Source organism: Saccharopolyspora rhizosphaerae, assembly GCF_003931915.1.
In the GTDB taxonomy this organism is placed as follows: domain Bacteria; phylum Actinomycetota; class Actinomycetes; order Mycobacteriales; family Pseudonocardiaceae; genus Saccharopolyspora; species Saccharopolyspora rhizosphaerae.
In genome coordinates, this window is sequence record NZ_RSAA01000011.1 from 33,815 (window position 1) to 47,105 (window position 13,291).

General features: G+C 71.8%; 13 protein-coding genes and 1 pseudogene. 2 read left to right on the forward strand and 12 right to left on the reverse strand.

The annotated features are described in order from the left end of the window. Nucleotides 1-344: 344 nt before the first annotated feature. The 7 genes and pseudogenes from EIL87_RS12615 to EIL87_RS12650 form a co-directional block, all read right to left on the reverse strand. Nucleotides 345-1,802 carry an FAD-binding protein gene (locus EIL87_RS12615; RefSeq protein ID WP_233576209.1) on the reverse strand — a complete coding sequence of 486 codons (1,458 nt, stop codon included), beginning with the start codon at nucleotides 1,800-1,802 and terminating at the stop codon, nucleotides 345-347. Nucleotides 1,803-1,914: 112 nt separating this feature from the next. Beyond that, the gene (locus EIL87_RS12620) at nucleotides 1,915-2,292 is read right to left on the reverse strand and encodes a PH domain-containing protein (RefSeq protein WP_125090527.1); all 378 of its coding nucleotides are present in this window, start codon (nucleotides 2,290-2,292) and stop codon (nucleotides 1,915-1,917) included. A 145-nt stretch (nucleotides 2,293-2,437) separates the two neighbouring features. Then, a complete protein-coding gene (locus EIL87_RS27845) occupies nucleotides 2,438-2,830 on the reverse strand; it encodes a hypothetical protein (protein WP_325049456.1) in 393 nt (130 codons plus the stop codon). Between the two features lie 425 nt (nucleotides 2,831-3,255). Next, entirely contained in the window at nucleotides 3,256-4,050 is a 795-nt protein-coding gene (locus EIL87_RS12635) for a fumarylacetoacetate hydrolase family protein (RefSeq protein WP_325049457.1), read from the reverse strand. 41 nt (nucleotides 4,051-4,091) lie between these two features. Next, a complete protein-coding gene (gcl, locus tag EIL87_RS12640) occupies nucleotides 4,092-5,867 on the reverse strand; it encodes a glyoxylate carboligase (RefSeq protein WP_125090532.1) in 1,776 nt (591 codons plus the stop codon). 24 nt (nucleotides 5,868-5,891) lie between these two features. Beyond that, nucleotides 5,892-6,791: pseudogene (locus EIL87_RS12645) on the reverse strand (2-hydroxy-3-oxopropionate reductase); the annotation flags it as partial. A 16-nt stretch (nucleotides 6,792-6,807) separates the two neighbouring features. Next, on the reverse strand, nucleotides 6,808-7,620 hold the full coding sequence (locus tag EIL87_RS12650) for a hydroxypyruvate isomerase family protein (RefSeq protein ID WP_125090536.1): 813 nt from the start codon (nucleotides 7,618-7,620) through the stop codon (nucleotides 6,808-6,810). A gap of 137 nt (nucleotides 7,621-7,757) precedes the next feature. On the opposite strand from EIL87_RS12650, the gene EIL87_RS12655 reads away from it, so the two are divergent. Beyond that, complete coding sequence (locus EIL87_RS12655) at nucleotides 7,758-8,438, forward strand: RibD family protein (protein WP_125090538.1); 681 nt, start codon at nucleotides 7,758-7,760, stop codon at nucleotides 8,436-8,438. Here EIL87_RS12655 and EIL87_RS12660 read toward each other — a convergent pair. After that, nucleotides 8,419-9,099 (reverse strand): CDP-alcohol phosphatidyltransferase family protein, encoded by a 681-nt coding sequence (locus EIL87_RS12660; protein WP_125090540.1) that lies wholly within the window; start codon nucleotides 9,097-9,099, stop codon nucleotides 8,419-8,421. The genes EIL87_RS12655 and EIL87_RS12660 overlap by 20 nt on opposite strands. Nucleotides 9,100-9,325: 226 nt before the next feature. Here EIL87_RS12660 and EIL87_RS12665 point away from each other — a divergent pair, with 226 nt between their 5' ends. Continuing rightward, nucleotides 9,326-10,294 (forward strand): zinc-dependent alcohol dehydrogenase, encoded by a 969-nt coding sequence (locus EIL87_RS12665; RefSeq protein WP_125090542.1) that lies wholly within the window; start codon nucleotides 9,326-9,328, stop codon nucleotides 10,292-10,294. Here EIL87_RS12665 and EIL87_RS12670 read toward each other — a convergent pair. The 4 genes from EIL87_RS12670 to EIL87_RS12685 are packed head-to-tail and all read right to left on the reverse strand — an operon-like array spanning nucleotide 10,194 to nucleotide 13,280. After that, nucleotides 10,194-11,141: a lysylphosphatidylglycerol synthase transmembrane domain-containing protein gene (locus EIL87_RS12670; RefSeq protein WP_199740397.1), complete on the reverse strand. Its 948-nt coding sequence runs from the start codon at nucleotides 11,139-11,141 to the stop codon at nucleotides 10,194-10,196. The genes EIL87_RS12665 and EIL87_RS12670 overlap by 101 nt on opposite strands. Continuing rightward, nucleotides 11,138-11,899: a class I SAM-dependent methyltransferase gene (locus tag EIL87_RS12675; protein ID WP_125090544.1), complete on the reverse strand. Its 762-nt coding sequence runs from the start codon at nucleotides 11,897-11,899 to the stop codon at nucleotides 11,138-11,140. Before EIL87_RS12675 ends, EIL87_RS12670 begins: the two co-directional genes overlap by 4 nt. Next, a complete protein-coding gene (locus EIL87_RS12680) occupies nucleotides 11,896-12,885 on the reverse strand; it encodes a glycosyltransferase family 4 protein (protein ID WP_125090547.1) in 990 nt (329 codons plus the stop codon). The genes EIL87_RS12675 and EIL87_RS12680 overlap by 4 nt, the downstream gene beginning before the upstream one ends. Further along, a complete protein-coding gene (locus EIL87_RS12685; protein WP_125090549.1) occupies nucleotides 12,882-13,280 on the reverse strand; it encodes a 6-pyruvoyl trahydropterin synthase family protein in 399 nt (132 codons plus the stop codon). Before EIL87_RS12685 ends, EIL87_RS12680 begins: the two co-directional genes overlap by 4 nt. Between the last annotated feature and the right edge of the window lie 11 nt (nucleotides 13,281-13,291).

Genomic DNA, 13,291 nt, shown 5'->3' on the forward strand with positions numbered 1-13,291 from the left:
GGTCTGATAACCGGGTTCGGCCGCCCCCGGAAAACGATCTCGAGGGTCCGGTTCGACGTGCGATCAAGAATTGATCGAGTTCGCGCTCAGCGCTCCGCCGGCACTGCACGTGATCACGGAACACGGTGCAGGAGAGGATCTTGTGCACGCACGGGACCGGCATCCAGCACCTCCAAGATCGCTCCCCGCAGTTCGCGCACCTCGGTGACCCACACCGGAAAGAGGTTCGCGAAAAATCCGAAACTCAATTTCGATCAGTCCTGATCGACATTAAATGAGGTGCGTCGCAACCGCACAATTCAGCCCGCACACTCACCCCATAGCGTGCATTCTGCGAAGGGCGTTCAGCGCTGCGTGGTGGCACTCCGACCGGCGCGGCGGCCGAAGTAGGAGGCTTCACCCAGCTGGATCCCGGAGGCGTAGCCCTTGCCGTCGACGGCGATGTTGGAGGCGCAGGCTCCCGCGGCGTAGACGCCGGGGACCACCGACCCGTCCTCGCGCAGCAGCTCACCGTCCACGCTGACCCGCAGGCCACCGCAGGAGAAGCCCGCGTAGAAGCACTTCCCCGGGGTCAGGTCGTAGGCGCCCCACGGTCCGTGGTCGAGCGGCACGAGGTGCTCGGGTGCCTTGTGGAACTCCGGGTCCTCGCCGCGCGCGGCGGCCTCGTTGTAGGCGGCCAAGGTCTCGGCCAGCGCCCCGGCGGGGATGCCGAGCCCGTGCTCCACCTCCTCGACGGTGTCCCAACCGTCGACCAACGGTTGGAAGCGGTAGGCCGGCTCGACCATCGTGGCCGAGTCCAGGATCAGGTAGGCCTTCCGCTCGGGCTGCTCGAAGACGTGGGCCGACGTGCGCGAGTGGTAGGAGTCCTCGTTGACGAAGCGCTTCCCGAACTTGTTCACGACGATGCCCCGCAGCGCCTCGCCCGGCGGGTAGAACGGCCCGGTCAGGAAGACCTTGTCCAGGTGGTCGGCGACCCCTCCCACGGACTGCCCCATCCGGATGCCGAGCCCGTCGTCGTGGGTGTTGCCCAACGCCATGCCGTTGTCCTCCACGGCCAGCAGGTCGGGGGCGTAGGTCTCCAGCATCTCGCGGTTGAGCACGAACCCGCCTGCCGCGATGACCACCGAGCCGGCCTTGACCGCACCGCTGCCGCCGTCGAGGTCCTTCCAGGTGGCGCCGACGACCGTCCCGTCGTCGACCACCAGCGCCGTCGCGCCGGTCTCCCAGCGCACCTCGACACCGCGCTGCTCGAGCAGGTTCAGGGCCAGGTCGACGACGAGGGCAGCCCCTCCGGTGTCACCGGGCACGGGCACCTTGTGCCCGCGCGGCGCCACCTTCGCCACCGCCTCGACGTCGAGGCACTTCTCGTTCCCGGTGAAGCTCAGGCCTTCCGTGCCCGGCTGCACGACCGCCTTGTGCGGGTAGAACTCGCGCTTGAACTGGAAACCCAGCGACTCCAGCCACTGGAAGTGCTCCACGCTGTCCTCGGCGTAGGCGCGAATCTTGGCCGGGTCGCACTCCGGCGACATCAGGCCCAGGTAGTCCGCCATCGCCTCGGACGAGTCGTCCCAGCCGGTGGCGCGCTGGACCTCGGTGCCACCACCGAGGTAGAAGTGCCCGCCGGCCATCGCGCTGGTGCAGGTCAACCGGCCGCCGGCGTCGACGACCAGGACCGCCGCCCCCGAGGCGCGCGCTTCGAGCGCCGCGCTCACGCCGGCCATGCCGGCGCCGATGACGAGGACGTCGACCTGGTCGGAGAAGGCCTCGACCGACTCGGCCGCCACCGGTGCAGGGATTTCCATTCCCATGAACCCACCCGCCGCTAGAACCTGTTGCATGCCGGTTCTGCCGCAGCACGGGCCAGAACCGGCTCAAGAATGCAACATGTTCTAGACGGTTGTCCAGCAGGCCGGGTCAGCGCGCGACGTAGTTGCTCAGCAGGGCCTGGACCTCGTAGACGTCGACCCCCTTGCCGAACTGCTGGGAGAGCGGCTCGGGGGTGCTGGAGATCCAGATCTTGAGCTCGGCGTCGAGGTCGAAAGTACCCGCGGTCTCGACCGAGAAGTGCGTGATGCTGCGGTACGGGATCGAGTGGTACTCGATCTTGCGCCCGGTCACACCCTGCTTGTCGACGAGGATCAGTCGCCGGTCGGTGAAGATCAGCGAATCCCGGACCAGCTGGTACGCGGCGTGGATCTGCTCCCCCTGCGCCAGCAACTTCCCGAACTCCTCAGCGGCAGCCCGAGGGTCGACCCCGGACGCGTTGCCCATCATCCCGCCGAACAGTCCCATGACCACTCCCCTCGAAGATCCTTCCCGACCACCGTACCGAAACACCCGACGCCACCGGCCGGGCGCGAGGAGCGGCCGAGGCGGACACGCCGACGCCGGTCGGCCTGCGGGAAGTCCGCTGACCGACCGGCGTTCGGAGGTGTTCTCAGCCGGTGACCACCACGTGGCCGTCGGTGGGCACGGGAGTCGGTGCTTCCGGGATGTGCCCCGGGGGCTGGTGGTGGTGCGACGGCGGCTGGTGGTGGTGCCCGGGGGGCTGGTGGTGGTGCCCCGGGGGCTGGTGGTGGTGTGACGGCGGCTTGGGGTGCTCCGCCGGAGGCTTCGGCTTCTCCGGCGAGCTCGTGTGCGCGTGCGGGTGGTCGACGATCGGGGCGTTGACGCACTTGCTGTCCTGCCCGTGGGTCTTCGTCAGACCGAGCACGCTGATGTTGTTGCCGCACGCCTGGATCGGCAGAACGCTGGTGTTGTTGTCGTTGCCGATGTTCAGCCCGTCGTTGTCGTAGCTGTCGGCTGCTGCCGGCCAAGCACCGAGCAGCATTCCTCCGCTGACCGCAAGAGCAGCGATCAAGCAAGAGCTTTCACGTACTGTTCGCACCGGTTTACCCACTTTCCCCAGGGATGGCGTCGAATTCCTTCCACGCCACCCGTAGAAATGATCTCATGCGCTGCGAAGGCTAACTCGGCGCCACGAGCGCCACCACGCGGTCGATCTCGTGCGCAGGCGCCCCCGAATGCCGGGTGACCTGCGGCAACGCACCGGCTGCGAGACCCTTTCAGCACTGCTGCGCTCCGTGATCTACCCGGAGGAGTGATCACACGAGCACGAAACAGGAGGCCGGTTCGTCGTTCTGCGGCGCACGAACCCGAAATCCGCTCGCTACGAGCGAGTTTGACGTGGACGACGTTCGGGCCGCTCCCGGGCGGGAGGGCGTCCGGCAGTGCGCTCCTCCCGCCTCGGGGCCCCTACCCCCGCACCGTCGATCGGTGGCGCCCGAGGTGCTCGACCTCGACTTCGACGACGTCGCGGGGACGGAGGTACGGGCGCGGCTCCGGGTGCAGAGCCGCCACGCCCGCCGGGGTTCCGGTGAGCACCAGGTCCCCCGGGTCGAGCGTCATGAGTCCGCTGAGGTGTGCCAGCAGCTCGGCGACGCCGAAGACCATCTGCGCCGTGCTGCCCTGCTGCCGTGGCGTCCCGTTGACCCGCAGTCCCAGGTCCAGGGCCTGCGGGTCGGGGATCTCGTCGGCCGTCACCAGCCACGGGCCGATAGGGCTGAAGGTGTCGTGGCACTTGCCCCGCGCCCACGTCGGCCCGCTCGTGAGGTGTCGGCGCTCGGTGACGTCGTTGGCCGCCACGTACCCGGCCACCGCGCGCAACGCCCGGGCCGGGTCCGAGCAGTGCCGGAGCCGGGTGCCGACCACCACGCCCAGCTCCACCTCCCAGTCGGTCCCGGTGCTGCCGGGTGGCAGCACGATCTCGTCGTCGGGTCCGGTGATCCCGCTGCTGGGCTTGAGGAACACGATCGGCTCGGTCGGCGGCTCGACTCCCGCTGCCGCGGCGTGGCAGCGGTAGTTCAGGCCGATGCCCACCACCTTGCCCGGCCGCGAGATCGGGGGCCCGAACCGCGCGGCCGACAGCACGGGCAGCGCCTCCCGGCCGGCCTCGACGGCCGCGAGGCGTTCCGGGTCGGCCAGCAGGTCGCCGTCGATGTCGTGGGCGAACCCGGACACGTCGCGGACCAGGTCCGCAGCGTCCAACACCCCCGGCCGCTCCGCGCCGGGTTCGCCCACCCTGACCAGTCTCACGACCGGCCCGCCACCGCGGTCGGAGCGTCGGCGCCGGACTCGGCCAGCGCCTCGAACTCGGTGACCGCGTCGATCTCGGTGCCCATCGACACGTTGGTGACCCGCTCGACCACGACCTCGACGACCACCGGGACGCGGTGCTCGGCGACGAGCTTCTTCGCCTGCTCCAAGGCGTCGCCGATGCCGTCGGGGTCGAAGACCCGCAGCGCCTTGCACCCCAGGCCTTCGGCGACCTTGACGTGGTCGACGCCGTAGCCGGCGACCTCTGGCGCGTTGATGTTGTCGAAGGACAGCTGCACGCAGTAGTCCATGCCGAAGCCGCGTTGCGCCTGCCGGATCAGCCCGAGGTAGGCGTTGTTGAGCAGGACGTGCACGAAGGGGAGGGAGAACTGGGCTCCGACGGCCAGTTCCTCCACCAGGAACTGGAAGTCGTAATCGCCCGACACCGCGACCACAGTGGACTCGGGGTCGGCGGTGGCCACGCCGAGGGCCGCGGGCACCGTCCAGCCCAGCGGCCCGGCCTGGCCGGCGTTGATCCAGTGCCGCGGCCGGTAGACGTGCAGCATCTGCGCGGCTTGGATCTGCGAGAGCCCGATCGTGGAGACGTAACGGGTCTCAGGGCCGAACGCGCGGTTCATCTCCTGGAACACCCGCTGCGGCTTGATCGGGGACGTGTCGAAGTGGGTCTTGCGCAGCAGCGCGGCCTTGCGGTCCCGGCACTTCCGGCTCCACTCGCCGCGGTCGGCGAGCCGACCGCGCTGCCGCCACTCGCGTGCTACCTCGACGAAGACCTCCAGCGCTGCCCGCGCGTCGGAGACGATGCCGTAGTCGGGCGCGAAAACCCTCCCGATCTGGGTGGGTTCGACGTCAACGTGGACGAACCTCCGCCCGCTGCGGTAGGTCTCGAGACCTCCGGTGTGGCGGTTCGCCCAGCGGTTGCCGATGCCGAGGACGAAGTCCGACTCCAGCAGCGTCGCGTTCCCGTAGCGGTGCGAGGTCTGCAGGCCCACCATGCCCGCCGACAGCGGGTGGTCGTCCGGGATCGCACCCCAGCCCATCAGCGTCGGCACCACCGGAACGCCCAGGGTTTCGGCGAATTCGACCAGCAAGCCCGCCGCGTCGGCGTTGAGGACACCGCCACCGGCGACGATCAGCGGGCGCTCGGCGGCGTTGAGCAGCTCCAGCGCGTGCTCGACCTGCGCCCGCGTGGCCGCCGGGTTGGCGACGGGCAGCGGCTCGTAGGTGTCGATGTCGAACTCGATCTCCGCGAGCTGGACGTCCAGCGGCAGGTCGACGAGGACCGGTCCCGGCCGTCCCGACCGCATGAGCTGGAAGGCCTTCTGGAACGTGCCGGGCACCTGGGCCGGTTCCAGCACCGTCACCGCCCACTTGGTCACCGGCCTGGCCACCGACTCGATGTCGACGGCCTGGAAGTCCTCCTTGTGCAGCTTCGCGACCGGGGCCTGGCCGGTGATGGCCAGGATCGGGATCGAGTCGGCCGAGGCCGAGTACAGGCCGGTGATCATGTCGGTGCCCGCGGGACCCGAGGTTCCGACGCAGACACCGATGTTGCCCGCCTTCGCCCGCGTGTAGCCCTCGGCCATGTGCGAGGCGGCCTCCACGTGCCGGGCGAGCACGTGGCCGATGCCGCCGTGCTGCTCCATGGCGTTGTAGAACGGGTTGATCGCGGCGCCGGGCAGCCCGAAGGTCTGCGTGGCGCCCTCCTTCTCCAGGATGAGGGCAGCGGCGTCCACGGTGCGCATGCGCGTCATGTTCGTCCTCGTTCCGTCAGGGGGTCAGGTGTCGCTGCGGCCGGAGAGTCGTTCGACGCCGCGCAGCAGCGCGGAGTGGTCGAGCCCGCCGTCGCCCTGGGCGCGCGCCGCGGCCATCAGCTGCGCGAGCAGCGACCCGACCGGCACGACGACGCCGGATTCGCGGGCGGCGGCGGTGACGATGCCCATGTCCTTGTGGTGCAGGTCGATGCGGAAGCCCGGGTCGAAGCTGCGCTGCAGCATGTTCGCCCGCTTCTGCTCCAGCACCGCGGACCCGGCGAGCCCGCCGCCGAGGACCTCCAGCGCGGCTCCGGCGTCGACGCCGTAGGACTCGACGAGCACCAGCGCTTCCGAGAGCGCCTGGATGTTGGCGGCGACGACCAGCTGGTTGGCGGCCTTCACGGTCTGCCCCGCCCCGCTGGGTCCCACGTGCACGACGGTCTTGCCGACGTGCTCGAAGACTTCACCGGCGGCGGCGAAGTCCTCCGCGGAGCCACCGACCATGATGGACAGTGCCGCGCTCTTCGCCCCTGCTTCGCCGCCGGAGACCGGGGCGTCGAGCAGCCGGAACCCCTTCTCCGCGGCCTCGCGGGCGAGCTCGATGGTGACGTCGGGCCGGATGGTGGAGAAGTCGATGACCAGGGCGTTCGGCTTGGCGTGAGCGAAGACCCCGCCCTCCCCGGCGAGCACCTGCTGCACGTCGGGGCTGTCGGGGACCATCACGCAGATGATCTCGGCGCCCGCGACGGCGTCGGCGATCGAGGTCGCCGCGCTACCGCCGGCGTCCACGAGCGGGCCGCACTTGTGCGGGCTGGGGTTGTAGCCGGTCACGTCGTGCCCGGCACCGGCGAGGTGCACGGCCATGGGGCTGCCCATGACGCCCAGGCCGATGAACGCGATGGAGCTCATGTGCTCACTTCCTCCTCGGAGTTCTCGTGCTTCAGCCGCGCCGGTCGCGCGGCAGCCAGTCGAAGGGGCCCCCTGGGCCGTCGGCCTTGTGCTCCAGACCGACCCAGCCCCGGTAGCCGCCGCGTTCGAGCGCGGCGAGCTGCTGCTGCAACGGCAGCTCGCCGGTGCCGGGTGCGCCGCGGCCGGGGTGGTCGGCGATCTGCACGTGCGCGATGCGGCCGACGTGCTCGGCGATCACCTCGTCGACGTCGTCACCGTTGACCGCGAGGTGGTAGAGGTCGGCGAGCAGACCGAGGTTGGTCGCCCCGGCGCTCTCCCGCACCCGGTCGAGGACCGCCAGCGCGTCGGCGGCCGTGCGCAACGGGTACGGCTGAGGTCCGCTGACCGGCTCGACCAGCACCGTGCCCCCGATGCGGGCGGCGGACTTCGCGGCGAGCGCGAGGTTCTCCACCGCGAGCTCGTCCTGCTCCTGGGCGGAGACACCGTCGACGCGGTTGCCGTAGAGGGCGTTGAACGCGGTGCAGCCCAGGCGCTCGCCGATCTCGACCGTGACGTCGACGTTGTCGCGGAACTCCTGGCTGCGCGCCGGCCAGGACACCAGCCCGCGGTCGCCTCCGGGCATGTCGCCCGCGAAGAAGTTCAGCCCGGCCAGCCGCACTCCGGCGTCCTCGACGGCGCGCACGAAGGCGTCGACGTCGCGCTGCGCGGGCACCGCCGTGTCGAACGGCCACCAGAACTCGACGGCCTCGAACCCGGCGGCCTTCGCCGCGGCCGGCCGCTCCAGCAGCGGCAGCTCGGTGAGCAAGATCGAGCAGTTGACCTCGTAGGGCAGTGCGTGACTCATCGCAGCCCTCCTATTTCCACATCGCGGACTTCTGTTTCCGTTCCACAGAATAGTGGCCGCCGTCACTGCATTTGTCAACAGTTTGTTGAATCCGCACGGGGAGTCATCGCGGACGATCACGGGTTACGGTGTCGGATGTGTCGCGCCCGTACGTTCTGCTCAGCGTCGCCGTCAGCGCGGACGGCTGCATCGACGACGTGAGCGCTGGGCGTTTCTCGCTGTCCAACGCCGCGGACTTCGACCACGTCGACCAGGTGCGCGCGGACTCCGACGCGATCCTGCTCGGCGCGGGCACGGTGCGCCGGGACAACCCGCGCCTGCTGGTGCGCAGCGCCCAGCGATGCGCCGACCGCGTCGCCCGCGGTCTGCCGGAACACCCGTTGAAGGTGGTGGTTTCGGGCAGCGGCGACCTCGACCCGGAGCTCCGGTTGTGGCAGCACGGCGGGGACAAGCTCGTCTACACCACCGACGCGGGCGCGGCGGCCACCGCGGTCGGGGACCTGGCGGAGATCGCTCCGCTGGGCGAGGACGTCGAGTTCGGCGACCTGCTCGACGACCTCGGCTCCCGCGGCGTGAAGCGGCTCATGGTCGAGGGCGGGACCTGCGTCCACACCGAGTTCCTCCGCGCGGGCCTGGCCGACGAACTGCGGATGGCGATCGCGCCGATGCTCGTCGGGCAAGCCGGAGCACCGCGTTTCGTGCACCCGGCGCACTTCCCCGGCGGGCCGGAACGCCGCTTCCACCTGGAGGACGTCACCAGGATCGGCGATGTCGCCGTGCTGCACTACTTCCCGAAGGTCACGTCCGAGAACTGCTGAGCCACAGCAGGTCTCGCCCGAACGACCACACCAGCGCGAGCAGTGCCAGCAGGACCAGCACCCCGGCGTGCGGCACGACCCCCGAGGCCGCGGTGACGAGCACGATCCCCTGCAACGCGGCGACGGTCTTGCGCGCGAAGCTCGGCGGCACATCCCCTCGCAGCCGCGGCCACCACCACGACGCCACCACGAACGCGTAGCGCATCGCCCCGATCGCCAGCACCCACGCGCCGCAAGCCGTTGCCACGTGGGCGCTCAGGACGAGGATCAGGAACGCGTCGACCTCCATGTCCAGCCGCGCCCCGAACACCGACACCGTCCCGGTCCGACGAGCGACCTGCCCGTCGAGGAAGTCGCTGAGCAGGGCCAGGGTTCCGAGCACGACGACGATCCCCGGTTCCGCTCCGCCGACCACCAGGGCGGCCAGCACGGCGGTCAGCGAGGCGCGGACGAGCGTGATCCGGTCGGCCGGGCCCAGCGCGGGTGCCGCGTGCCGCCGCATCGCCCGGCGCACCAGCACGTGCGTGGCGACCACGCAGGCGATCCCGACACCCCAGCCGAGCAGCGCCAGACCGACCGTCGCGGCGACCACGCACAGGGCGAGGAGCTGGACGACCGCCCACGCCAGGTGTTCCGCTGCGTCGCGCTGGAGGTGGATCATCGGCAACCCCGTGTGTGTTCGCCGGAGGCACCGGGAAGCCGGTGCTCGGACGGGGGCGGTGGGGAGCGCGTCCGGACTCTCCGCAGCCACCCCTGAGCGTGGTCATTATACACGAACCACTGGTATAACGACTGGAGGGAGGGAGGCGAGTGCGGCGCACCGGAACCCACGCAACGCTGCGCCGACGTCGCCGCAGCCGAGCTGCGGGCCGCTCGCCGCGACGCCGATGGCAGACGACGCGCAGGCATTGTGGATCACCGCGGAGGGCAGGGGCGAGATCCGGCGCGCCGCGCCGGGCGAGCCGTCGCCGGACCAGGTGGAGGTGCGGACCCTGTGCTCGGCGATCAGCCGGGGAACCGAGGGTCTCGTGCTGCACGGGCGGATCCCCGCCTCCCAGCACGAGCGGATGCGGGCACCGTTCCAGGAGGGCGACTTCCCCTGGCCGGTCAAGTACGGCTACCTCAACGTCGGCGTGGTGGAACGCGGTCCCGCCGAGCTCGAAGGCCGCGTGGTGTTCTGCCTGTACCCGCACCAGACCCGCTACGTGGTCCCGGCCTCCGCGGTCACGGTCGTGCCCGACGAGGTTCCTCCAGCGCGGGCCGTGCTGGCCGGGACGGTGGAGACCGCGGTCAACGCGCTGTGGGACGCCGCGCCGCTGATCGGTGACCGGATCGCGGTCGTCGGCGGCGGCATGGTCGGGTGCAGCGCGGCCGCGCTGCTGGCCCGCTTCCCCGGCGTCCGGGTGCAGCTGGTGGACGTGGACCCGGCACGCGAGCCGACCGCACACGCCCTCGGCGTCGACTTCGCCGCGCCCGAGGACGCCGCCGGCGAGTGCGACCTCGTCGTGCACGCCAGCGGGAACGAGCAGGGGTTGGTGCGCTCGCTGGAACTGCTCGCCACCGAAGGGCGGGTCGTCGAGCTGAGCTGGTACGGGGACCGGCAGGTGAGTCTGCCGCTGGGCGAGTTCTTCCACTCCCGGCGGCTGACGGTGCGCGGCAGCCAGGTCGGCGCGGTCGCGCACCCGCACCGCTCGTTCGCCGAGCGGATGTCGCTGGCGCTGCAGCTGTTGTCCGACCCCGTCTTCGACGCCCTGATCAGCGGGGAGAGCCGGTTCGCCGACCTGCCGGAGTTGCTGTCCGGGGAACTCCCGGGGCTGTGCCACCGGATCGTCCACCCGTCCCCGCCGCACGGCTGATCAGCACGGGCACGCCCGGGAGCGCGGCGACGAGGCTCAGCACGCCGTAGGCCACCGAGGTCGCCAGCCCCTGCGCCGGGTCGAGCCCGGTGGCGGCGAAGGCGATCACCAGGAACGCCTCGCGCGGGCCGAAACCGCCGAGGTTGACCGGCAGCGCCATCACCAGCAGGGCCAGCACGAGCAGCGGCAGCAGGGCGGTCGTCGGTGCGCCGACGCCGGACACCCGCGCGGCGACCAGGAACAGCCCCAGGTGTCCGGTGACCGTCGCCAGCGACGACACCGCGACCGGGGGCAGCGCGCGGCGGGTGAGCAGGAGCCGCGCGTCCCGCCACAACCTCGCCACCGCCCGGCGCACCCGCGGGACGAGCAAGCACAGTCCCGCGACCACGGCCGCTGCGAGCAGGCCCGGCCCCACCGGCAAGGGCGGTGCGGGCCCGGTGAGCAGCACGATCGCGCCCGCGGTGAGCAACGCGAGCTGCCCGGCGCAGCGTTCGAGCACGACAGCGCGCACACCACCTCCGAGGTCGCCGGCGCGGTGCCCGTGGCTGACCGCTCGGTGCACGTCACCGAGCACCCCGGCGGGCAGCACGGCGTTGAGCAGCAACGCCCGGTAGTAGTCGGCCACGGCGGTCCGCAGCGGGAGCCGCAGGCTCAGTCCGCGCGCGATGACGCACCACCGCCAAGCGCTGCACCCGGTGGTGACCAGCCCGATGCCCAGCGCGGCGAGCACGGTGCCGGGCCCGATGGCGCGCAGCCCGTCGACGAAGGCGTCGGTCCCCAGCCGCCACGCCAGCACCGCGAGGATGCCGGCCGCCGCGAGCGCCCGCAGCCAGGGCCACAGGCTCACGGTGGAGGCCCCGGGATCGCGAGGACGTCGGCGTGGTGGACCACGACGCGCAGGTCGTCGGCCCGCCGCAGGTAGTCGGGTGCTGACGCGGTCAGGTCCGGCACCTGCTCGCAGGCGGCGCCGACCCAGCCGCGCAGCCATTCCGCGGCCAGCGGGCCGGGGTCGAGCCGCCAGGGACTGGGCCGGGTCAGCACGCGCGCACCCCGCCGCCGGAAGGCGTCGAGGGTGAACGGCACGGCGCCGGGACCGAGCAGGTGGCGGCGCTGGTGCTGGTTGAACGCCGCTTCGAACCGCTCGTCCCACGGCCCTGGTGGGTCGAGTTCGACGCGTCCGGTGACGGTGAGGGTGAGCAGGGCCGGGCAGCCCGCTTCGACGCACGCGGTCACGAGCCCGTCGACCTCGTCGGCGGTGAGCACGTCGAGCAGCGCGGACGCGGTGACCAACGAGACGCCCGCGAGGTCTTCGCGGCGCAGCGCGGCGAGTTCGCCGTCGCGGAGTTCGACGCTCCCCTCCCCTGTGCTCGCGGCGAGTTCGAGCAGCTGAGGGTCGCGGTCCTGCAGGATCCAGTGCTGCGGCTGGTCGAGCCGGGCGCTCAGCCACCGCCGCATCGACCCGGTGCCGCACCCGAGGTCGAGGACGACCAGGCGGGTGTCGGGGAGCACCGCGCGCAGCGGTCCCAGCAGGTCCGCCGCACGCGCGTCGGCGTCGGCGGGTTCGCGGAGCGCCAGCCACTCCGGGGCGAAACCGGCGGCGGTCATGCGTCCAGGCTAGTCAGCGCCGAGGCCAGCTGCTGCGCGGTCGCCTCCCAGGTCGGCAGTTGCGTCCGGCGGTGCAGCGCGGACGCGCGCAGCTCCTCCCGGAAGCCCGGGTCGGTGGACCAGCGCCGCAGGGCGTCGGTGAGCGCGTCGAGGTCGCCGGGTGGTAGCAGGAGGCCGCCGTCGCCGAGCGCGTCGGGAACGGCGCTGGCGATCACCGGGATCCCGCGCGCCAGCGCTTCGGTGACGGCCATCCCGTAGGTCTCGGCGCGGGAGGGTTGCACGAGCAGGTCCGCGGTGGCGTAGACGTCGTCGAGTTCCGGGGGCGTCATCGCGCCGCGCACTCGGATCCGCTCGCCCAAGCCGTGCGCGCGCAGCTGACGCGCGTGCTCGGAATCGCGCTCCGGGCCGACGAGGTCGCAGCTCAACGGCAGGTCGTCGAGGGCGCGGAGCAGCAGGTCCTGGCCTTTGCGCGGCGTCAGCGAGGCGACGCAGAGCAGGCGCGACTTCCCGTCGGTGCCGTGCGCGACCGGCGCGGGGTCGGTCCCCGGGACCGCGGTGCGCACGCGGGGGTGGTCGAGCACCCGCGCCGCTTCCGGGCTGGTGGCGAGGACGAGCTCGGCCGCGCGCAGGGTTCGCCGCTCGGCGGCGTCGAGCCGCGCGGCGGTCTCCGGGCTCAAGCCGGTTTCGGCCGCCAGCGGCAGGTGCAGCAGGACCGCCGTGCGCAGCCGGTGCGCGTGGGCCTCCACGACCTCCGGGACTCCGCAGGCCACGAGCCCGTCGAGCAGCACCGCCGACCCGTCGGGTGTCGCGGCGAGCGCGTCGTCCAGCCGCCCCCGCGCTCGCTCGTCGGGCTGCGGCCAGGGCCCGGCGAGCGCGGTCTCCCGCACGTCGAGCCCGAGCGCCACCAGACCTGCGACGGCGCGCCGGTCGTAGAGGTTGCCGCCGCTGGGCTGGTCGTCCTCGGGCAGGACGAAGTGGACTCTCACAGCGCGCGCTCGTAACTCGCCCACGCCACGTGCGACTCGTGCAGCGCGACCTGCAGACCCGCCAGGCCGCGCGCGTTCTCACCCAGGGCACCGGCGTGGACCCGCTCGGCGAGGCGGTCGGCGATGACCTTCGCGAGGAACTCCGTCGAGGTGTTCACCCCGGCGAACTCCGGTTCCTCGTCGAGGTTGCGGTAGTTGAGCCCGGCCAGCACGTCGCCGAGCTGCTCGGTGGCGCGTCCGATGTCGACGACGATGTTGTCGGCGTCGAGCTCCGCCCGCGTGAACGTCGCGTCGACGACGAACGTCGCGCCGTGCAGTCGTTGTGCGGGTCCGAAGACCTCACCCCGGAAGCTGTGGGCGACCATCACGTGGTCGCGAACGGTGATGGTGAACAAGCGATCTCCGT